Origin of the sequence: Microcoleus sp. Pol12B5 (assembly GCF_036701335.1) — a bacterium.
In the GTDB taxonomy this organism is placed as follows: domain Bacteria; phylum Cyanobacteriota; class Cyanobacteriia; order Cyanobacteriales; family Microcoleaceae; genus Microcoleus.
Map to the genome: position 1 here is coordinate 24,068 of NZ_JAUBQQ010000017.1, position 21,620 is coordinate 45,687.

The window sequence follows — 21,620 nt, forward strand, 5'->3', positions numbered from 1 at the left end:
ATAGCTATTAATGCCTAATTTCTTTGCCCATGCCCCATGCCCCATTCCCAATGCCCCATTCTAAAATATGTCTACTCCTTCTTTTGAATACATTTTGCCGGTAATTCGGGGCATTCAAGCGGGCCGCGAATATTACGTGTCGATGTGTCCGGTGCGTTTTTTGCCGAAATTGTTTCCCTTTGAATCTGAAGATTTGCCGCCGTCTATGCGGGCGAAACGCGCGCTTAACAAAGCTAGGATTCCCGAAATAGCTGAGTATTTTGTTAAGAATCCTACAAGTTATACTTGTGGGGCAATTGCTGCTTCGATTGATGCGGATATTACTTTTGAAGCAGTGGGAAATGAGGCCGAAGAACGGAAAATCGGTCGCTTGCGAGTGCCGATGGATGCTAAGTTTACTATTAATGACGGACAGCATCGGCGCGCGGCTTTTGAGATGGCTTTGAGGGAAAATCCGCAGTTGGGATATGAGACGGTGGCGCTGATTTTGTTTCTCGATATTGGGTTGGAAAAATCGCAGCAGATGTTTGCTGATTTGAACGGTTTTCAAGTTCCTTTGGAGGCGTCACTCAGTCTACTTTACAACCACCGGGACGATCGCGCTTTTGTGGTGAAGGCGGTTGTTAAGCAGGTTGAGGTTTTCCGGTGTTTGACTGAGATGGAGAAGGGGAGTTTGAACGGGCGATCGCACAAATTGTTTACGCTGAGTGCGATCGACCGTGCTATCATGGCTTTGCTGTCTAATATTGAGGGCAGCGAACAGGCAAAACCCTCTGGTTCTCGCACCAAAAAAGAACAGAAAGAGGAAGAACTTGCTCAAAAAATACAACTGGCGGTTAGTTATTGGAATGCGGTTAGCAGTTTTATTCCAGATTGGCAATTAGTTCTGCACAAGCAAGTTGCGGCGGGGGAAATGCGCCGGGATTGCGTACACTGTCACAGTGTTGTGCTTGAGAGTTTGGGGGAAGTTGGGGCGGCTTTGCTGTCGGTTTTTCCTGAGAGTTGGGAGGAACATTTGAGCCTTTTGCAGCAGGTTGATTGGTCGATTTCTAATCCTGATTGGGAGGGAGGGATTTTGTTGAAAGGGGGGATTTCGCGATCGAGGGCGAGTGTTAGTTGGATGACTGATTATTTGAAAAATCGGTTGGGTTTGGAAACCGCAGATGCAGCACAGGCGGGACGCCCGTGCCACAATGAAGGTGGATAATATGAGTTAAATCCATTCTAGGTGGGCTTTTACTTGATTTACTGCCATTTTTACAGCATTAACACTAGCTGTTATTCTATAGTTACGAACTAGATTATTTGGACTATTGTCCGACAAAACCACATTTCCTTCCCAAAGGTGGCTTTTTCTTGACCAATCCAGTTGAGCAAGTTCTGATACTTGTTCTGGATCGAAGCAATAGCTATCAGCATCATAAGTGCAGTAAAGTAACTTTCCTAATATTTCTATTCCCACACTCCTGCCCAATAAACAACTTTCTTTAAAGTTATCAATTTCATTGACTGTCAAATCATCCGCATCTGTCTCATAAATGTATTGAGTTAGACTGCATTCTGTAAAAAATTGATTGAGGCAACTAATTATAGCTGCCGAACATTCTGATAAATCATAATCTTTGAGTTCGTTATTCGGATCGTTAGCAAAAGCGCAACTAACAGCCTTTGCTACATAATTCATTGTATATATTCGCTTTTCTTTAGATGATGGAGAACCTTTAACTTTCTCTGTCTTGCCCTTGAAAATTGGCACTTGTTCAATTAACTGTTTGCAAATACCTATTCGACCTTCCATTTCGCCAAACGACAAGAGTAAAGATTTATCCAGCGCTCTTGTTTGCGCCATATCTCTAAAGTCTCTTTGACACTGATTTAAGTTGCCTTCTAAAACTAGCGTAATTGGGAAATCATTATTTCCAATTAACTCGCCGTTAGCACTCTCTATCAATTCGTGAATCGCTCGCTTGCGGTGCTGTCCGTCGGTAATATCTAACTTAACGCCACGAGGGATAACTACTAAACAAATTCCCCGACTTAGTTCGATAATTTGAATCTTCTCTGGATCGACATTGGCAGTGAGTGTACCCACAATCCAGGGTTGGTCTTTTCTAACGCGCTTGAGAATGTACTCCTTGACTTCCTCAGCATGGCCCTTAATCTCTGGACGGTTTTTACCAGACTCAGGCTCGTTATTGGTAGAAGGTCTTGCTTGGAGAAGAGTAGGCAAGTCATCAGCAGGCACGTTGAATTGTACCATTTTTCGCTTTCCATGCTCAAAAATTAAGCCCGGATAGCACTTCTGACGGTGGTATCTGGCGAAGTACGGCTCAAGGAATTCATCTAGTCGCTGGTTGAGTTCTGGCTGAGTCGAGCTGTCATTAGCCATAGCTTCTAAATTAATTTAAAGGTTAATATTTAATTGTAAATCATCACGGGTTATAGTAGTTAGGCAGACTATTACGCTCAAAGCTCAACGATCAAGGGCAAACAATTATGTTGCGTCACAGCGTGGAATTCACAGCACAAGTGTTGCTGCTTGGCAAGGGGAGATTGGTAAAATGACACAAGCTCAGCAGATGCCACTATTCCCACCACGCAGCGTTAAGCAATTAGTGGATGATGTAGAAAAGTTAACTCAAGAAATTCAGGATTTGTATTGTAGCGATGAAATTCCCTGGATTTTAGGTGTATCTTTTGGAAAAGATTCGAGCGCAGTATTGCAGTTAATATGGTATGCGATCGCAGCACTTCCCCTGGAAAAGCGCACAAAAACAATTCATTTAATTACAACAGATACGCTGGTTGAAAATCCGATAATTTCTACCTGGGTTCGCAATTGCATTAAACAGGTTAAGCTAGCAGCTAACCAGCAAAAAATGCCAGTTGAACCTCATCTGCTTCATCCTTCCGTTCAAGAAACATTCTGGGTATGCTTAATGGGGAAAGGCTATCCAGCACCTCGAAATGGATTTCGCTGGTGTACCGATCGCATGAAAATTCAACCTGTCAATCATTTTATTCGTGAAATGGTTAGATCTCACGGTGAAACTATTGTTGTTTTAGGTACTCGAAAGGCTGAAAGCAGCAAACGCGCTGCAACAATGAAAAGGCATGAAGCAGGTAGAGTGCGCGAGCGCTTAAGTCCTAATTCTCGTTTAATTAACTCTCTAATTTACACTCCTGTGGAAGACTGGCGGGATGATGAAGTTTGGCTTTATTTAATGCAGTATCCTAACCCTTGGGGAGGTGACAATAAAGACTTGTTTACCATGTATCGCGGTGCGACAGCAGATAACGAATGCCCTCTAGTCGTTGATACTTCTACGCCTAGCTGTGGAGATTCTCGCTTTGGCTGCTGGGTTTGTACAATGGTAGACCAAGATAAATCTATGCAGGCAATGATTTTAAACGATGAGGAAAAAGAATGGATGCAGCCTCTCCTCGATATTCGCAACGAATTAGACATAAAAGACGATCGCCCAAAAAGAGACTTCCGCCGCATCTACGGTAGAGTAGAACTGTTTGAACGCAACATGGGCGACGACACAACCTCCGTCGAACCCATCCCAGGGCCCTACACCAAATTCTGGCGAGAACACTGGCTGAGACGAGTCTTGGAAGCACAAACCCAAATCCGCAAAACCGCACCCCTAGAAATGCGCGACATCACCTTAATTACCCCAGAAGAACTTAGCGAAATCCGCCGCATTTGGCTGGAAGAAAAGCACGAATTCGACGATTCTTTGCCCCGGATTTACCAAGAAGTCACGGGCGAACCTTTTGAAGATTCCCGTCCCGCCGCTGAAAGAAAACTCCTCGGTAGCGATGAATGGACTGCGATCGAAGAGATTTGCAGCGAGGACAAAATGCACCTCGAATTGATGGCAAAACTCCTGGATACAGAACGCCAATACTACACTAAACCCCGCCGTACAGGCATTTACGCCGATTTGGACAAATGCTTTGAAACCAGTTCGCGATCGAAGGAAGAAGCGATTGGCAACGCCCACTATCAACGCAATTTAAAAAAAGCGGTGGAAGATATCAAAGCAAATCCGACGGAAAACATTCAGCAATTCAAAGATGCGATCGCCCAAAGCAACAGTTCCGCCAAAAACGATACCGTTGATATTGCCAAACTTAAAGAAGAACTCGAAAGCAACAGCAATCAAAGCAGACAGCTATCTTGGGCAGACATCAAATTTTCTACTACCGATTTAGGAGAGAAAAATAGCAAAGATTAAATCTGTTAAATCAAAATTTCCCTGCGTAAGGTGCGTCAGCTATCATTATTCTCGACATAATGGATAGCCCAATCGCTGACGTACCTACCAAACAAATCAGCAACCACCGACAACATCTATAATGCAATTCCTCGAACTCGTCCTCAAAAACTTCGGCCCCTATGCAGGCACCCAAACCATCAATCTCCGCCCCGAAAAAGACGGGAATCCCTGCCCAGTTATTTTATTTGGCGGCATGAATGGCGGTGGCAAAACCACCCTCATGGACGCCATTCGCCTCGCCCTCTACGGTGGCAGAGCCCAATGTTCCACCAGAGGCAATTTAAGCTACAGCGACTTTCTCAATCAATGCGTCAACTACCACACTCCTCCATCACAAGATACCCGCGTCGAACTAACATTTGAACAAGTCCAAGACGACAAATTAGCTCAATTTAAAATAGTTAGATACTGGAAAAATTTAGATATCAAAGATAACTTAAGCATTCTCATATACAGCGAAATAGTCAGCGATTGGTGGCCGGACAAAGCAATTACTAACACTTGGGACGAATACATCGAAACCCTTTTGCCCGTCGGAATATCCAATCTATTTTTGTTTGACGGCGAACAAGTAAAAGCACTTGCAGAACTCGAAACACCGCCGGAGTTTGTCGTCGGGGCGATTAAATCTCTTTTAGGTTTAGAATTAGCAGAACGCCTCGCCGTCGATTTAGAAATATTAGCCGGCCGCAAGCGGAAAGAAATTGCTGGCAAAAAAGACTTGGCTGCTTTAGAGAAAATCGAAGAAACTTTTAAGGAAATTACTACTAAAACAGATTTAGCTAAGCAAGAACAAGCCAGCTTTAAAAACGAATTAGAGAAAGCTCAAAAAAATCAGCAACAAGCATCAGACAAGTTTATTTATGAAGGCGGGAAAATTGCAGCCGATCGCAGTAAACTAGACAGACAACTAAACGACTACAGAAATCAGGCAGACAAAACGCGTCAAGCCATGATGGAATTGGCGTCAAATACGCTACCACTAGCCTTAATTTCGCCCTTGCTAAGTGAAGCAAAAACGCAAGCAGAAACAGAAGCCAGCCAGCAGAAAGCAAAGATTGCCCAAAATGTTATCAAACAAAGAAGCGATCGCCTCCTCAACTATATGGCGGAAATCTCGTTAAATCCCCAACAACTCGATAAAATTCAAGACTTCATCCGCCAAGAAAACCAAGAACTCGAACAGCAAGCCGGAACAGACGCCCCGCCCTGGATGAACGCCGACAACAACAGCATCCAGCAACTAGAAAACCTTCTTAGCTACCAAATCAAAGCCCAGCAAATTCTAGCCCGCGAACAAATAGAAGAAATCAAAAACATCGAAGCAGAAATCGACTCCACAGACAGACAACTCGCCGCCGCCGCTTCCCCCGAAGCCTACGAAAAACTAGAATCTGAGGTCAGGAAAGCCCAAAAAGCAGTCGCTATCGCATCCGCAGCCTTGGAATCAGCCAACAGCCGCATCGCCGAATTAGACAGAGAATTAGACAAAACTAAAAAAGAACTAGAAAGCTACAGCAGCGAATACATCACCATCAGAAACAGCCAACACGTCATCGCTTCGATCGCCAAAGCCCAAGCCACCCTGAAACTCTTTAAAGAAAAACTCACCGTCAAAAAACTCAACAAACTCGAAATAGAAATTACCGACTGTTTCCGCTACCTGTTGCACAAAACCGACCTCGTGCACAGAGTTGCGATCGACACTCAAACATTTAGCCTCTCCATTTACGATCCAGAAGGCAAACCGGTACCCAAACACCGACTTTCTGCCGGGGAAAAACAATTGCTGGCGATCGCCTTTTTGTGGGGATTGGCTAGAGTATCCGGGAGACAATTGCCAGTGGCGATCGACACTCCCTTGGGCCGCCTCGACTCCTCCCACAGAAACAACCTAGTCGAACGCTATTTCCCCTCGGCCAGCCACCAAGTCATCCTGCTTTCTACCGACACGGAAATTAGAAAAGTAGAATACGAAAAACTCCAAGAATTAGAGGCGATTGCCCACAGCTACCTCCTCAAATACGACTCCGCCAAACACCAAACCACCGTCGAAAAAGGTTACTTCTGGGAATGAACCGCAGATGAGGGCAGATGAACACGGATGAACGCAGATTGGATTGGATGGCATGGAGATTTTTGGTAGAGTTTTGGATGTGGGATGTTTTTAACCGCAGATGAGGGCAGATGAACACGGATGAATGCAGATTGGATGGGATGGCATGGGGATTTTTGGTAGAGTTTTGGAGGTGGGATGTTTTTAACCGCAGATGAGGGCAGATGAACACGGATGAACGCAGATTGGAATTGAATGGGATTACGGAAAAAATTATTGGTTGTGCTTTTAAGGTAGGAAATACTTTAGGTTGTGGATTTTTGGAGCAAGTTTATCAGAATTCTTTGGTTTATGAACTTCGCAAAACAGGGATGCTGGTTGAACCTCAGTTTGTCATTTATGTCCATTATGAAGATATAATCGTTGGGAAATTCGTACCAGATGTGTTGGTGGAAAGATCCGTGCTTGTAGAACTCAAAGCTATCAAATCACTGGGGGAAAGAGAAATGGCACAGTGTCTAAATGTCATAAAAGCTACCAAACTAACCGTCTGCTTGCTCATCAACTTCGGCAACCCTAAAGTAGAAATTCAACGAATAGTCAATAATTTCTAAACAGCAGATACAATCTCATGCTATTATCTGCGTTCATCCGTGTTCATCTGCCCTCATCTGCGGTTAAAAAATTATCAACCTATGGAACCACCAGTCGATCGCATCCGCCTCTCCCAAACAGGCAAAGACCAACTATCAAAACTGAAACGATCGACCAAAATCGATCAGTGGAATATTCTATGCAGGTGGGGATTCTGCCGATCGCTCGCCGAGCCCAGCATCCCATCGCCAGTACCAATTCCCAGCGACAGCAACGTCGAATTAAGCTGGGATGTCTTCGGCGGCGACATGGCCGATATCTTGATAATTGCCCTCAAGCAGCGGTGTCACCAAGACAATTTAGGCACAGAAAAAGAAACTCTAGCCAAACAATTTCGCCTGCACTTGCACCGAGGGATTGGTTATTTAGCTGGCGATCCGAATATTAAGAAAATCGAAGACTTGGTGGTGATCGCTTTATCGCCTGAAAAATTAAGAAATTAAACGAACCGCGAAGACGCAAAGGACGCGAAGGAAGAAGGGAAGAGAAGGGATGAGTTCACAATTTACTTCAGTAAAAGCGGGAAAAAATGACCTACTGGCCCTTGGCCTTCCCCAATATCCAAAGCATATTTGAGAGCAGTAGTAACATAATTCTTAGCTAATGTCACCGCTGTAAACAAATCTTTCCCCAAAGCCAAATTAGCGACGATCGCAGCACTCAAAGTACAACCAGTCCCGTGAGTATTCCCAGTATCAACATTCTCAGTCTTCAACACATCCAACCGCGTACCATCAAACCAAACATCAATTCCCCGCAAATCTCCCGCCATCCCGCCGCCTTTCACCAAAACCGCCTTTGCACCCAAACGGTAAATCTGCTGCGCCGCCGATCGCATATCGTCTAGAGAAACAATCTCCAAACCGCTCAAAATCTGAGCCTCAAACCGATTGGGAGTCACGACAGCAGCCATTGGAATCAAAACATCCCGCAAAAAGGCGATCGCCCCGTCATCAATCAATCGATCGCCCGATCGTGAAACCATCACCGGATCGACAACCAAATTCCCTATTCCCAAAGCTTCCACCTGTGAAGCCACCGCCACCATAATTTCCCGATTCAGCAGCATCCCAGTTTTTACAGCGTGTACCCCAATATCCCCAACCACCGCCTCAATTTGAGCCGCCACAGCCTCCGCAGACAAAGCATCAACTCGCATCACCCCCAAAGTATTTTGAGCCGTCACGCAAGTCAAAGCACTTGTACCGTGCACACAGTGAAACGCAAAAGTCCGCAAATCCGCCTGAATTCCGGCCCCACCGCCACTATCCGAACCCGCCACAGTCAAAGCCACAGGAATCCTCGATTTCATCATCTTTTTTCAACCGCAGATAAACGCCAACTAGAACCAGACAAATCCATCTTATCCGCGTTCATCAGCGCACATCCGCCCTCATCTGCGGTTAAAATTCCCAAACAAAATTAGCTATGATTAAAACAAATGTAAAGAATTATTGCAAACAACTGTGAAAATCACCCGAATCGACCTCAACTCTTGGATCTTCCACATCGCCGGCCAAACAATCCTCGTCGATCCCTGGCTGGTCGATCCCCTCGTATTTTACGGTCAACCCTGGCTGTTCACCGCCTACCACAACACCCCCGTCGCCTTCACTCCCAGCAGCTTACCGCCGATCGACCTCATCCTAATTTCCCAAGGATTAGACGACCACTGTCACAGACCAACACTCGAACAGCTCGATCGCACAATTCCCGCGATCGCCTCACCCACCGCCACCAAAGTCCTCAGAAGTTTAGGCTACACCAATATCACATCTTTAGCAAATTGGCAAGAGTTAAATTTTAAAGAAAAGTTACAAATTACCGCCGTACCCGGAGCCGAAATCGGGCCGGGACAGGAAGAAAACGGCTATTTGCTCAAAGATTTAAGCCGCGGCGAGACACTTTATTACGAACCGCACCTGCCACCATTAGACAAAGTTAAACAGAAAATAGACACAGTAGACGTAGCGATCGCCCCAGTCATCGGTCAAATCTTCCCATTCCTCGGACAAGTCATTATCGGGCCAGATGAAGCCCTCCGCCTCGCCCAAACTCTCAAACCTCGGTTTTTTCTGCCTACAGCGGCGGGAGACATCCGAGCCACAGGCATTTTACCAATGTTAGTGCGATCGATCGGCAGCATTCCCGAATTTCGCGATTTACTAGCAAAATCCGGCCTCTCCACCCAACTCCTCGAACCCGAACCAGGCCAAACCCTGGAAATTTTAGATTTTAGATTTTAGATTTTTTAGATTTTAGATTTTAGATGCTCGATATTTTAGATTTTAGATTTTAGATGCTCGATATTTTCGATTTTTTAGATGGGAGATTGGAGATTCAATGCCAAATCCCCAATCTAAAATCCAAAATCCCCAATCTAAAATCCCAAAATCCCCAATCTAAAATCTAAAATCTAAAATCATCTTGGTGGGCGACGGTTACGCAAAAACTCAGGAATATCCAATCCCAAATCCTGCGGCGGTTTCGCTTTCGGATCAGGCGTCTGTTGAGCAGGAGTTGTCGGCGCAGTTGCAGCCCGCCAAGGAGCATTAACATTTTGCGTCCGCCCCGGAGTCGGAGGCGCCGGAATTTCTCCCGAAAAACCAGTAGCGATCACAGTAATCTTAATTTCGCCCTGAAGCCGCTCGTCAATCACCGCTCCAAAAATAATATTGGCATTCGGATCGACAACCTCGTAAATCGTCTCAGCCGCCGCATTCACCTCGTGCAGCGTCATGTCAGTACCGCCAGTGATGTTAAACACCACACCTCTAGCGCCCTCAATAGACGAAGCTTCCAGCAGAGGCGAAGAAATAGCCTGCATCGCAGCCTCCCTAGCCCGCGACTTGCCAGAACCCACACCGATGCCCATCAAAGCCGAACCCGCATCAGCCATTACTGCCCGCACGTCAGCAAAGTCAACATTCACCAAACCGGGAATAGTAATAATGTCAGAAATACCCTGAACCCCTTGGCGCAGGATATCATCAGCAACTCGAAAAGCCTCTTGTACCGGCATTTGTTCCGAAATCACAGACAGCAGCTTGTCGTTAGGAATTACGATCAGCGTATCAACGCGGGTTTGCAAAGCCGCGATTCCTTCCTCAGCTTGGCTGGTGCGCCGCCGTCCCTCAAACGTAAAAGGCCGCGTCACTATGCCCACAGTCAAGGCGCCCATTTCCTTAGCCACCTCAGCCACGATCGGAGCCGCGCCCGTGCCCGTACCGCCGCCCATGCCGGCTGTGATAAATACCAAATCCGCATGATTCAGAGCATTAGCAACCTCGTCGCGAGATTCCTCCGCAGCCTTTTGACCAATCGCCGGATTGCCCCCTGCCCCCAAACCGCGCGTCAACTTCTGTCCGACTTGCAAGCGTTTCGGAGCATTTGAGAGAACCAGAGCTTGGGAATCTGTATTCACACACCAAAACTCGACACCAGAAACCTCGCTGGCAATCATCCGGTTAACGGCGTTGCCCCCACCGCCGCCGACGCCAATTACTTTGATTTTGGCAGCACTGCTGGGCATTATGTCTTTGGGATTGACCATAGGATCGATATCAATACTATCTACATTTACATAACCAGACTTGCGTCTAAAGGGATTGGCGGAATCTGCAGCCACCGGAAAATTTTTTACTTCTTCCGAAGGGGGACTGTCTTGGTCAGACCCCTGTCTATTATTAAGCTTCATTAGAGTCGGGGATAGTAGATTACAGCTTTTTAACTAAACGCCAATTCACAATCAACTATAGGCTAAGTTGCGTGAAAAACTAACACTGATCGATGCTTAATGTTAGCAATCTCGGATTTTGCCGGCCTCGCTAGCCGAGACCTCGCTTGACGCCCTCCAGGTACTTGACCGGATTAAGGCAATTGTAAGCAAGGCAGAAGGAAAAAAAATGGATACTAGCCCCAGACGCGGAGCGCTATCCAAAAACTGTGCTGATTTGAAGCCCTGCGTATCGATCCTGGTGGGCAACAATTCTGCCTATCGATCGATACCTTCTAGCTTCTGTTGACAGAAAATCAATTCTGGGCGCGAGTGGGTGCGGGAGTGGAACTCTCCAAACTGGGGGGGAGTTCTGGCAAATGGACGATCGGCGAAGCAGGATTTTTCAAGTCAATGTAGGCTATTTTGCTTGAATCTAGCTGTTTTGGCAATTGTCGCATTCGGTCTAAAACCTTAAGTTGCTCCGCAGTCTTGGAACTGTAGGGCCCTAAGTGTACGGTACCGATCTCTGTTTTCAAGATCAAGTTGTTCGGGTTTTGCCAATTAATCTCAAACACTTTCACCGTCAAGCCGCTGAGTCCTTGGTAAAACTTCTGCCAAGAGGCGCGATACTGTTCCAAAGGCCCGATGACTTTTAAAGTGGGCAAAGAACGCTGAGGCTGCGTTCCCGGAATGCTGCCGGGCCCGATCGAACTATTCTGCGATCGTACAGCAGTATAACTATCCGACGGCATCCAACCTCCGCGAGCATCCAGCCACCCCACTTTTTCCTTCTCACTGTTCGATCTCAACACCGCCGTCGGCTGCGCCACGGCCACCGGCAGGCGTTCTGCCACTTCTATAGTCAAACTCGGCGGAAACAAGTTACGAGTCACCTTCGCTTTGGCGATGGGCCCCGTTGACTCCAGCTTTTCGGCCAGGGCCTGCGGTTGAATCCCCCACAATGACTGCGGGTAAGACAGCGGCACCAAAGACCGCACCGCCTTATCCGATAGCCACTGATTGCCCTCCACCTTCACTTGTTCCGATCGGGCAATTAACCAAGCCGGCTGAGCAATCCACCACAGCAAACCCCCAGCCATTGCGCTAGCTGCCAGCATTTGCCACACAACAGCCGCCAATCGAGCGCGTCTCTGCTGCCGCAACTTTTGGCGCCTGCGCCCTAACTCTGTTTGAGAAACCGCTCCAAAACTAGCCATCTACGTCTTGACAATATAGGAATTAAGGATTAGCACAAATTCAAAACTGTTTAATCTCTTTCTCTTGAACCCTGTTTTCCCCTACCATTTAACCAGATCCCCGCAAATTTACCCATACTCCTGTTGATATCAGTAATATCACTGATCCCGCTCAGTAATAAAAAATTATTAATTAAAAATTCTCAATTCCAGCGCCGGGAAAACCCCTTACCAGATCAAGGTTCTTTGGGTATTTAGGGCATTACCCCACAGGGCAAAAGGTTACAAATCAAACTAAACTCAACTAAAGAAAGTTTAGACTTTCGATTAACTTTTTTAACTTTTATTCGGCTTCCATTGTGATCGCACTCGAATTAGACAGATTCTATAAAGCCTGCAACCCCAGCAAGACCCTTGTTGCGGGAGACCCAGGGGATTATCAATACTACATTGATTTTGGTTCCGTGCGTGGCGGCAAAATCATTGAATCTTTACAGCGAACCATTACCCGCATCTCCCCCAACGAGCCAACCTGTCAGCTATTTACAGGACATATCGGCTGTGGCAAATCTACGGAATTGTTTCGACTAAAAGCTGAGTTAGAGCAAGAGGGTTTTTGCGTCGTCTACTTCGAGTCTTCCCAAGACTTAGACATGGGTGATGTAGATATCAGCGATATTTTGCTGAGCATTGCGCGCCAAGTCAGCGAAACTATGGAATCCGCTAAAATCAAACTCAGACCGAGCTATTTCACCAATCTGTTTGCAGAAGTGGCAGAATTTTTGCAGACTCCCATAGATTTGTCCGCGGAAGCCGAGTTATCTGTAGGCATTGCTAGAGTGACTGCTAAAACTAAAGACTCTCCCAAACTGCGATCGCAACTTAGGCAATATCTCGAACCCCGCACCAACAGCATTTTGCAGTCGATCAACGAAGAACTCCTCAACAAAGCTAACGCCGAACTCAAGCAGCAAGGCAAAAAAGGGCTCGCAGTCATCGTTGACAACCTCGATCGCCTCGACGCCTCCCTCAAACCCAGCGGACGCACCCAGCCAGAATACTTGTTTTTAGACCGCGGCGAACAGTTGAAAAAACTTAATTGCCATGTCGTCTACACGATTCCCCTGACTTTGATTTTTTCCAACGACTTCGGCCGCCTCGCCAGTCGATTTGGAGTCAAACCCAAGGTGATGCCGATGGTACCAGTGCAAGTGCGATCGGGCGAAGACCACCTCGAAGGAATGGCACTGCTGCGGCAGCTAGTATTAGCTAGAGCTTTCCCGAAAGTTGCTCCCGATCAACGCATTGATTTGATTTCCCAGGTGTTTGACTCTCCCGAAACTTTAGATCGGCTTTGTCGGATTAGTGGCGGTCACGTTCGCAATCTACTGATGCTTTTGTATAGCTGTTTGCAGCATGAAGACCCTCCCTTCTCTCGCGAATGCCTCGAAAGCGTCATTCAAGAATATCGCGATGACCTTTTGGGAGCCATCAATGACCTGGAATGGGAATTGCTGTTTCAAGTCGTCAAGCGACAAAGTGTAACCGGCGAAGAAGAGTCTCAAATCTTGTTGCGAAGTATGTTTGTCTTTGAATACCGCGATCAAGAAGGTCGTTGGTTTGGGATTAATCCAGCCCTAGCAGAAACCAGAAAATATAAGGAGTGGCTGCAGCGCACTGAAGCAAAATAGTTGGGATGTTTGAGATAGCTTCGTGACTCTAAGAACCCTTAACCACAGGGGAATTAGAAAGTATTTAACTGAAAATTCATCGCTCACAACTCCGAAATCTTACAATTTAATAAAGAAATCAGTCAGCGGTTTTTGCCACTGGCTGATTTCTGTTGAATGCTGGCTATAGGCGGTGAATGTTATTGTCGTGTACAACCTTGCCGCCACTAAGGACTTTCCCCACTCTCAACTCTCATATCTGCAATGTCATACCCCCTATGTCTGTTTTTACCTGTTGCTCTTAATTTCACATAATCCCATCCCGGACGACATTTTTTTGCGGTTGTGTTAAATGCCTGCTACAGATATATCGGAGTTGTTTACTAATAGCTAGCCGTCGGTATGATCGTGAACTTAGCAGTTGGCTATTTATGATCTGTAGTATTTTATGTATAGCTGAATAAAAATATCTAAGATAACCTTAAAATTTTATTGGGAAGTCTAGCATTCTCTGAGATTGAGAGGTATGATATCTTTACATTGGATCTAATAACTATGTAAGTATTGATAAAAGAAGTAGGAAAAACTACGTACTTATACAGAGATAAGGCGTCATACAGAGACGGCGCTGTCTAAGTATATACGCTTTCAGTCACGATTGGCGAGCGTTAGGTAATTGATTAATGCAAAAGAGGTGCACGCATGACCGATCTAATTAAGGTACAAGAAACTGCCAACTACAACGAGCGATCGCTCAAAACTCTGGTCAGGTCAATCACAATGTCTCAACACCAATTCTCGCTAATTTTGGTGCGCTGCAACTACGAGCAGTTGCGACAACAAATAGCGCAGCGGCTGCGAGAAGTGTCCCCAGTTCCAATTCAAGATATCGTCCTGCCACCTTCAGTTAAAACCCTTTATACTACTCTGCAGGCAAGCACTTTCCAGGAGGGGTACTCGCGTGTCGGTGCCGCCTCGGCTTTGATGGTATTCGGTTTAGAAACAGTAGTAGCGATCGACGAACTGATGGCTTCTACCAATCAAGTGCGAGACGAATTTCGCAAAAATTTTTCCTGCCCAGTGATTTTGTGGGTAACAGATGACATCGTGACCAAAATGATTCGTCTGGCCCCGGATTTCAAAAGTTGGGCCGCCGCCACAATTAAATTTGAAATGGGCGTTGACGAATTAATTAATTTCCTCGCTAGGCGGGCCGATACTATATTTAAAATAGGCGAACTCAATCAAGAACTCGCCAGCAGCAACGTCAGCACCATCGCTAATTGTGAAACCTGCGACACCCCGTGCGAAAAACGCGACATGGAGCGCGAACTCAGCCCCGGAGAACGCTTTCTAACTTTTAACTCAGGGCCCCAAAACCCACGACAATCAGATGTCCACTCGTATTCGCCATTGAGTCCGGGCAATACCTTCGATTTGGCGATCGGCTCTTTGCCACGCCGAGAACTAGAATTAGCTTTAAGAGATTTACAAAATCGCGGTGAAGAATTAGAACCCGCCCTCAAAGCCAGCCTGCAATTCGTTCTCGGTCGAGATTACTATGTCAGCGACCAAACCGAAACTGCCTTAATTCACTACCAAGAAAGTTTAGTATTTTGGCAGCAGAAAACGGGCAACTGGGAACTAGCAAACTTGGAACATTCCGAAAACCCAGAAACCTTCTCCTCCTTGTCGAATCCTGTCCCCAAAATTTTATTTTTAGAGAGAGAAGGCATAGTGCTGTTTCACATAGCCCTGTGTCACCGCTTACAAGCAGCCAGAAACCCGGTAGCCAACCGCCAGCACTGGGAACAAGCGTGGATTAGCCTGGAAAAATCTAGAAACGCTTTCTCCCTTGCCTCACGCCCGGAATTGGTAGCTGAGGTGACAGCACACCTCGGAGAAGTGCTGCAGCGCCTGAAAGCTTGGGGAGAGTTGCAAGCATTAGCTGAAAATTCTTTGCAGTTGCACTTCACTTACGGTACTCCCAGCCAACTAGCTCAAGATTACGGCTTTTTGGCTGAAGTTGCCCTGCAAGAGTCGAGGTGGAGTCAAGCCCGCCAACTAGCCGAGTTGGCTTTGGCGATTTTGGATCAAACGCCTAATGATTTGAGATTGTTGATTGAAGATTTGAGATTGGGCTTTGAGGGAAATTATCCAGAAATTGTGGGTTCTAACGAGTTAAGTAACGAACCCAAATCTAAAATCCAACATCCCAAATCCGACAGGAGTTCGTATCTTTTACTTTTAGCCAGAAGTTTGCGACAGCTAGGGCAGTGGGAAGCCGCGGTTCATTCTTTGGAGTTGGCTCAATCTCAAAGCGAGCCGAAGTACGACCCCCGACTTTACATCGATATTTTGACGGAATTGCAAGCGGTTTATTTCGAGCAGGGAGAGTATCTTAAAGCGTTTCGGATTAAAAAAACCCAGCGTTCGATCGAATATCAATACGGATTTAGAGCTTTTATCGGAGCCAGCCAATTGCAGCAGCAGCGCCAAGCGGTCAATCCTTCAGGCCCCTCAGCTCAAAACCAAGCTGCCATCGCAGCCTCCATGACAGCTTACTCGCGGCAAACAGATATCAATAGCTTGCTAGAAAGAATTAGCAGGGACGACCATAAATTAACTATTATTCACGGGCCCAGCGGAGTCGGGAAAAGTTCTCTAGTCAATGCCGGCTTAGTACCAGCTTTGAAAAATATTACTCCGGGCGCGCGCGATACATTGCCCGTAGTAGTCAAAGTTTACACCGACTGGTTGGTAGAGTTAGAAAATGCTTTGAACAGCGCACTGTACGACAAACAAGCCGAAGAGGAAAGTAAATTAATCTCGAAAGGACTACAGGAAATCCACAAAAGAAGTTGCTCGGTTATTCCTGCTCGCAGCTCGGAAGTCTCTTCTTTTATTATAGAGCAGTTGCGCGAAAATGCCACAAATAATTTGTTGACTGTGCTGATTTTCGATCAATTTGAAGAGTTTTTCTTTGTTTCGACTTCAGTGGCACAAAGACAACTTTTTTATAATTTTTTGCGTTTGTTTTTGAATTTGCCTTATGTCAAAATAATTCTGTGCTTGCGCGAAGATTATTTGCACTACTTACTAGATTGCGATCGCTTCCCAAATCTTGATGCTATTAACAATAATATTCTCGACAAAAGCATCCGCTACCAACTGCGGAGTTTTTCTATCAAAGACGCGCGGGCTGTCATCGGACACTTAACAGAACGGGCAGAATTTTATTTAGAGCCGGCACTGATCGATGCCTTCGTAGAAGATTTAGCAGACGAACTGCAAGAAGTGCGACCAATCGAATTGCAGGTAGTAGGAGCGCAACTGCAAGAAGAAGGTATTACCAGTCTAGCACAATACCAGCAGTTGGGGGACAATCCCAAAGCGGAATTAGTGAAACGATCGCTCGAAAGAGTCATCTCTGACTGTGGACCAGTTAACGAAGACGCAGCTTGGAAAATCTTGTTTTCTCTGACAGATGAAAGAGGCGTTAGACTGATAAAAACCAAACACGAACTCTCGTTAGTTACAGGTCAGCAGCCAGTCGATGCCCGCGAAACCGAATTATCGGCGATCGGCAGAAACAGAATTTCCCTACAGCGACAGTTCGCCAAAGACCCTGAAAGCCTACCAAATAAAACCGACAACCTCGACTTAATTTTAGACATTTTAGTTGGTCATGGTTTGCTATTTCTGCTACGGGAAGCGCCCGAAGACCGCTATCAATTAGTACACGACTATTTAGTGCGACCGATCCGCCAAAGATTCGGCTTAGAAGCCAGACTGCACAAAGCAGAAGCAGACAAAAAAATGAGTCAAGTACAGCTCTACCGAGCCAATACTTTTCTCAAACAACTGCTGGGATTAGCAGTGATCGGCGTCATGCTGCTAACCAGTTCCACCATCGCCGCCGTAAACTTTTGGTGGCGGGCTGTGGGTCAAAAACAGCTAGCTGTCGCTCAAACTCAGCGAGCGGAAATCAGTACCCTGACAGCCGCTTCTGAAGCACTTTATTTCTCAAACAACAAATTTGACGCCATGATGGAAAGTTTGAGAGCTGGTAAAAAGTGGAAACAGATCGAACACTCCCAACAAATGTCTACTCTCAAAGACACCGAAATTCTGATTTCTGCCGCCCTGCAGCAGGCAGTTTATGGAGTTAAAGAACGCAACCGCTTGGAAGGACACGGCGATGTAGTTTGGGGTCTTAGCTTCAGTCCAGACGGCGAAACAATAGCTTCTTCCAGTGTAGATAAAACAGTCAAACTTTGGCGGCGCGACGGCAGTTTGCAGGCAACTTTCAAAGGCCACACTAACAGTGTCTCCTGTGTGGCGTTCAGTCCCGATAACAAAAGCATAGCCTCGGCAAGTTTAGATAAAACTGTCAAAATTTGGCAAAATGACGGCAGTTTGCTGGCAACTTTCAAAGGGCATACTAATAGCGTTACCAGCGTTGCTTTTAGCTCGGACGGTCAAACGATCGCCAGTGGCTCTACAGACAAAACTATCAAACTTTGGAAAACCGATGGCACGCTGCTGCGAACGATCGAACAATTTGCTCCCGTAAATTGGCTAAGCTTCAGCCGCGACGGCAAAATAATCGCTGTGGCGAGCGATGACGGTACTGTGAAACTGTGGAGTTCTGACGGCCGGTTGATCGCTAATTTATGGCACAGCGAAAACAAACAACCCTCGAAAATTTACACCGTCAGTTTCTCCCCCGATGGTGAAACGATCGCCAGTGCGGGTGAAGATAAAACTGTAAAAATCTGGAGCATCGCTGCACTCAAACACCCACCAACAGAAAATTCAACACCAGCTAAAAAAGGTGAACTGCTAACAACTTTGCGGGGACACAGCAAGTGGGTATTTGGTGTCAGTTTCTCCCCCGATGGTCAAACACTTGCTTCGGGAAGTGCAGACGGAACTGTCAAACTCTGGAATCTTGCTGGTGTTGGCGACAAACGCCCAACCGATGCTAGCAACATTAAACCAGAGAGTCGCTTACTGAGAACTTTTGAGGGACACGCCGATCGAGTTACTCAGGTGAGTTTTAGCCCGGAAGGCAAAACCTTGGCTTCGGCAAGTTTTGACAAAACTATCAGGCTGTGGCGACTCGATGACGTGCCGCTCAAAACCCTCGACGGACACCAAAACCGGGTGCAAGGCGTTACTTTTAGCCCCGACGGCCAAAGGCTGGCTTCTGCTTCTACGGACAAAACTATCAAACTCTGGAGTCGCACGGGAGTTTTGCTAGAAACCTTGGAAGGACACACTCAGAGAGTCGCCAGCGTCAGTTTCAGCCTCGACGGCCAGCTACTTGCTTCTGGGAGTTACGACAAAACGGTGAAAGTCTGGAGTTTGACAGAAGATGGCATGAATAATATTCTGCCTTGTCCTTCGGCTCCGCTATTCCCGTGTTCGCCTTCTGTGCTGTTCACTCTCGACGCCCACGCCGATAGCGTGATGAGCGTGAGTTTTAGCCCCGATAGCGAGGTTCTGGCAACGGCTAGCAAGGATAAGACTGTGAAACTCTGGACTAGAAACGGCAGGCTGATTAAGACTTTGACGGGACACACAGGCTGGGTGACTGGGGTGACTTTCAGTCCCGACGGCTCGATGCTGGCTTCTGCCAGCGATGATGGTACTCTCAAACTCTGGAATCGGGATGGTCGTTTGCTGAGAACTTTTGAAGGAGCTCACAACAGTTTTGTGTTGGGGGTTGCTTTTAGCCCTGATGGCAAAATGCTGGCTTCGGCTGGTTACGACAATTCGGTGAAATTGTGGAAGGTAGATGGGACTTTGGTGGCGACGCTGCTGAAGGGTTCTAGCGACAGCGTGACTAGCGTGGGTTTTAGCCCGGATGGTTTGTTGGTTGCTTCGGGTAGTTACGATCATAAGGTGAAGCTTTGGAGTCGCAGCGGGACTTTGCTGAAAACTTTGACGGGTCACAAGGATAGCGTGATGAGCGTGAGTTTTAGCCCGGATGGGAAGGTTCTGGCTTCTGCGGGCCGAGATAATCGGGTGATTTTGTGGAATTTGGATCTTGATGATTTGTTGGTGAGGGGCTGCGACTGGGTGGGGGATTATCTGAGAACTAATCCTAATGTGAGCGATCGCGATCGGGGTCTTTGTGAGGGGGTTGGGGCAAAACCAAATCGATTTTAGATTTTCGATTTTAGATTTTCGATTGGGGGATTCAGTCGATTTTAGATTTTCGATTTTAGATTTTCGATTGGGGGATTCAGTGCATTTTAGATTTTACTCACCCCCTTGATGAGCTCGATCGCTACTTTCTCCCTCTCTCCCCCCCTCCCCCTCCCCCTTTCTCAAAAACTATTTTTTCCTTCCCCTTGCTCTCGGCTTCCTGTAAAGTAAATAATTGTAAAGAAATATGAGTTTTCTCTTATCCTCTGGTTAAGACCACCAGCTAGCATTCACAATTAAGACCCGGATTATAAGTTCCTATGTCACAGCTTTTCCCGCGAAAATTTCTAGCATCTGTTGTCGCATTTTGTCTGGCTTTGTCCGTGTGGACGATCGCACCAGCAGCCCACGCTTTCAATAATCCCGATTTGTTGCCGTCAACTCAGACGCCGATCATTGATTTAGCTAAAGCCCTCACAGATATTGAAGAACAAAATTTGGCAAAAAATTTAAAGGCATTTGAAGCCGAAACCGGCTGGAAACTGCGAGTGCTGACTCAGTACGATCGCACGCCCGGTTTGGCTGTCAAAAGCTATTGGGGGCTAGATGACAAGAGTGTGTTGCTAGTTGCTGACCCCCGAGGGGGCAATTTGCTCAATTTTAATGTGGGCGACTCGCTGTATCCGCTGCTGCCTCGCACTTTTTGGGTGGAACTGCAAACCCGCTACGGTAATCAATTTTTTGTGCGGGACAATGGGGAAGATCGAGCAATTATTGAATCTTTGGAGTCGATAGAAGGCTGTTTGCGTCAGGGCGGATGCCGCGTGGTTCCCGGTTTGCCGAGGGAACAGTGGGTTCTGACGTTAATTACCTCGGTGGTTGGCGGCGTCATCTGCGGGTTTGCGGCTCAACCTCGGAAGCCGGGACAGGTTGTGGCTTGGCAGTGGGCGCTGATTTTTTCGCCGCTGTGGGGCATTCTGTTTTTCGCCTTCGGACTTGGGCCGGTGGTGACTCGGACTTCTGACTGGTTGCCTGTGGTTCGGAATGTGGCTGGTTTTGCGATCGGAGTTTTGGTGGCATTCCTGACTCCGGTGTTGGGCAAATCTTCTTCATCGTCGGAAACTTAGTTTTCAGTTGGCAGTTGGCAGTTGGCAGTTGGCAGTTGGTAGATGTTACTCACCAGTCAACAAATGACTAAAAGCTGGTAAGCTGATACCTGACAACTCAGAGGCGACAGCTATCCAACAAATGGAATGGCACGTAAGCGATGCCCAGAGTCTGGGATTAATCGATAACGAAATTGGCGACCACGGTTTTTCCGCGGCGGAGTACGAAATAGTCCGCCGCGTGATTTATGCTACTGCTGATTTTGAGTACAAGTCTTTAATTAGTTTTTCCGATCAGGCTTTGCAGGCTGGGGCGGCGGCTTTGGCTGCTCGAACTACGATCGTGGTAGATGTGCCGATGGTGCAGGTGGGCATTACGCCACAAATCCAAAGTACCTTTGCGAATCCGGTTTACTGTTCGATGGAGGCTTTGACACGCCCCCAAAAGGAAAGGACGCGGGCGGCTTGGGGGATTGAAACTTTGGCAAGACGCTATCCTGAAGGGATTTTTGTGGTGGGCCAGGCTCAAACTGCTTTGTCGGCGATCGTGGATTTGATTGAATCGGAGGAAATTCGACCGGCTTTGGTGATTGGGACTCCTTCTGGGTTTGTGGGGGTTGACGTGGCTAAGTCACGGCTGCACGATTCGATGATTCCTCACATTCGGATTGAGGGCCGCAAGGGTTCTGCGGTGGTGGCTGTGGCTATTGTTAACGGGCTGGTGGATTTGGCTTGGCAAGCTTATGGGCAAGAGGGAAACAGTTGATCGACAAGT

At 46.9% G+C, this 21,620-nt stretch carries 14 protein-coding genes; 10 read left to right on the top strand and 4 right to left on the bottom strand.

Features of this window, described 5'->3' with window-relative positions; translation table 11 throughout:
- Positions 1–67 precede the first annotated feature (67 nt).
- Positions 68–1,207: a DNA sulfur modification protein DndB gene (gene dndB / locus QUA24_RS11075; protein ID WP_333229587.1), complete on the top strand. Its 1,140-nt coding sequence runs from the start codon at positions 68–70 to the stop codon at positions 1,205–1,207.
- A 6-nt stretch (positions 1,208–1,213) separates the two neighbouring features.
- On the opposite strand, the gene QUA24_RS11080 is transcribed toward dndB, so the two are convergent.
- A complete protein-coding gene (locus tag QUA24_RS11080) occupies positions 1,214–2,389 on the bottom strand; it encodes a DNA sulfur modification protein DndB (RefSeq protein ID WP_333229589.1) in 1,176 nt (391 codons plus the stop codon).
- Positions 2,390–2,561: 172 nt separating this feature from the next.
- On the opposite strand from QUA24_RS11080, the gene dndC reads away from it, so the two are divergent.
- The 4 genes from dndC (at position 2,562) to dndE (ending at position 7,442) form a co-directional block, all read left to right on the top strand.
- Positions 2,562–4,247, top strand: a complete 1,686-nt coding sequence (dndC, locus tag QUA24_RS11085; protein ID WP_333229591.1) for a DNA phosphorothioation system sulfurtransferase DndC — start codon at positions 2,562–2,564, stop codon at positions 4,245–4,247.
- 121 nt (positions 4,248–4,368) lie between these two features.
- Positions 4,369–6,366 (top strand): DNA sulfur modification protein DndD, encoded by a 1,998-nt coding sequence (dndD, locus tag QUA24_RS11090; RefSeq protein ID WP_333229593.1) that lies wholly within the window; start codon positions 4,369–4,371, stop codon positions 6,364–6,366.
- A 203-nt stretch (positions 6,367–6,569) separates the two neighbouring features.
- Positions 6,570–6,959 (top strand): GxxExxY protein, encoded by a 390-nt coding sequence (locus QUA24_RS11095; protein WP_333040677.1) that lies wholly within the window; start codon positions 6,570–6,572, stop codon positions 6,957–6,959.
- Positions 6,960–7,040: 81 nt separating this feature from the next.
- Entirely contained in the window at positions 7,041–7,442 is a 402-nt protein-coding gene (gene dndE, locus QUA24_RS11100; protein WP_333229595.1) for a DNA sulfur modification protein DndE, read from the top strand.
- 62 nt (positions 7,443–7,504) lie between these two features.
- Here the strand turns inward: dndE and thiD are convergent, their stop codons facing one another.
- The gene (thiD, locus tag QUA24_RS11105) at positions 7,505–8,314 is read right to left on the bottom strand and encodes a bifunctional hydroxymethylpyrimidine kinase/phosphomethylpyrimidine kinase (protein ID WP_333229597.1); all 810 of its coding nucleotides are present in this window, start codon (positions 8,312–8,314) and stop codon (positions 7,505–7,507) included.
- A 151-nt stretch (positions 8,315–8,465) separates the two neighbouring features.
- On the opposite strand from thiD, the gene QUA24_RS11110 reads away from it, so the two are divergent.
- Complete coding sequence (locus QUA24_RS11110) at positions 8,466–9,245, top strand: MBL fold metallo-hydrolase (RefSeq protein WP_333229599.1); 780 nt, start codon at positions 8,466–8,468, stop codon at positions 9,243–9,245.
- 176 nt (positions 9,246–9,421) lie between these two features.
- On the opposite strand, the gene ftsZ is transcribed toward QUA24_RS11110, so the two are convergent.
- The gene (gene ftsZ, locus QUA24_RS11115) at positions 9,422–10,696 is read right to left on the bottom strand and encodes a cell division protein FtsZ (RefSeq protein ID WP_333163293.1); all 1,275 of its coding nucleotides are present in this window, start codon (positions 10,694–10,696) and stop codon (positions 9,422–9,424) included.
- Between the two features lie 335 nt (positions 10,697–11,031).
- Positions 11,032–11,934, bottom strand: coding sequence for an FtsQ-type POTRA domain-containing protein (locus tag QUA24_RS11120; protein WP_333163291.1), 903 nt, complete (start codon positions 11,932–11,934; stop codon positions 11,032–11,034).
- Between the two features lie 338 nt (positions 11,935–12,272).
- On the opposite strand from QUA24_RS11120, the gene QUA24_RS11125 reads away from it, so the two are divergent.
- The 4 genes from QUA24_RS11125 to QUA24_RS11140 all read left to right on the top strand — a co-directional run bounded on the left by QUA24_RS11125 (position 12,273) and on the right by QUA24_RS11140 (position 21,611).
- Complete coding sequence (locus tag QUA24_RS11125; protein WP_333213125.1) at positions 12,273–13,604, top strand: P-loop NTPase fold protein; 1,332 nt, start codon at positions 12,273–12,275, stop codon at positions 13,602–13,604.
- A gap of 681 nt (positions 13,605–14,285) precedes the next feature.
- Positions 14,286–19,760: a WD40 domain-containing protein gene (locus QUA24_RS11130; RefSeq protein WP_333229602.1), complete on the top strand. Its 5,475-nt coding sequence runs from the start codon at positions 14,286–14,288 to the stop codon at positions 19,758–19,760.
- A 299-nt stretch (positions 19,761–20,059) separates the two neighbouring features.
- Positions 20,060–20,866 (top strand): TPM domain-containing protein, encoded by an 807-nt coding sequence (locus tag QUA24_RS11135; RefSeq protein ID WP_333082425.1) that lies wholly within the window; start codon positions 20,060–20,062, stop codon positions 20,864–20,866.
- A 121-nt stretch (positions 20,867–20,987) separates the two neighbouring features.
- Positions 20,988–21,611, top strand: coding sequence for a precorrin-8X methylmutase (locus QUA24_RS11140; protein WP_333152258.1), 624 nt, complete (start codon positions 20,988–20,990; stop codon positions 21,609–21,611).
- Positions 21,612–21,620: the final 9 nt, after the last annotated feature.

What these genes read in the sequence shown, in the direction of transcription:
- dndB (WP_333229587.1), top strand. Translation starts at nt 68, where the DNA reads ATGTCTACTCCTTCTTTTGAATACATTTTGCCGGTAATTCGGGGCATT.
- QUA24_RS11080 (WP_333229589.1), bottom strand. Translation starts at nt 2,389, where the DNA reads ATGGCTAATGACAGCTCGACTCAGCCAGAACTCAACCAGCGACTAGAT.
- dndC (WP_333229591.1), top strand. Translation starts at nt 2,562, where the DNA reads ATGACACAAGCTCAGCAGATGCCACTATTCCCACCACGCAGCGTTAAG.
- dndD (WP_333229593.1), top strand. Translation starts at nt 4,369, where the DNA reads ATGCAATTCCTCGAACTCGTCCTCAAAAACTTCGGCCCCTATGCAGGC.
- QUA24_RS11095 (WP_333040677.1), top strand. Translation starts at nt 6,570, where the DNA reads ATGAACACGGATGAACGCAGATTGGAATTGAATGGGATTACGGAAAAA.
- dndE (WP_333229595.1), top strand. Translation starts at nt 7,041, where the DNA reads ATGGAACCACCAGTCGATCGCATCCGCCTCTCCCAAACAGGCAAAGAC.
- thiD (WP_333229597.1), bottom strand. Translation starts at nt 8,314, where the DNA reads ATGATGAAATCGAGGATTCCTGTGGCTTTGACTGTGGCGGGTTCGGAT.
- ftsZ (WP_333163293.1), bottom strand. Translation starts at nt 10,696, where the DNA reads ATGAAGCTTAATAATAGACAGGGGTCTGACCAAGACAGTCCCCCTTCG.
- QUA24_RS11120 (WP_333163291.1), bottom strand. Translation starts at nt 11,934, where the DNA reads ATGGCTAGTTTTGGAGCGGTTTCTCAAACAGAGTTAGGGCGCAGGCGC.
- QUA24_RS11130 (WP_333229602.1), top strand. Translation starts at nt 14,286, where the DNA reads ATGACCGATCTAATTAAGGTACAAGAAACTGCCAACTACAACGAGCGA.
- QUA24_RS11135 (WP_333082425.1), top strand. Translation starts at nt 20,060, where the DNA reads ATGTCACAGCTTTTCCCGCGAAAATTTCTAGCATCTGTTGTCGCATTT.
- QUA24_RS11140 (WP_333152258.1), top strand. Translation starts at nt 20,988, where the DNA reads ATGGAATGGCACGTAAGCGATGCCCAGAGTCTGGGATTAATCGATAAC.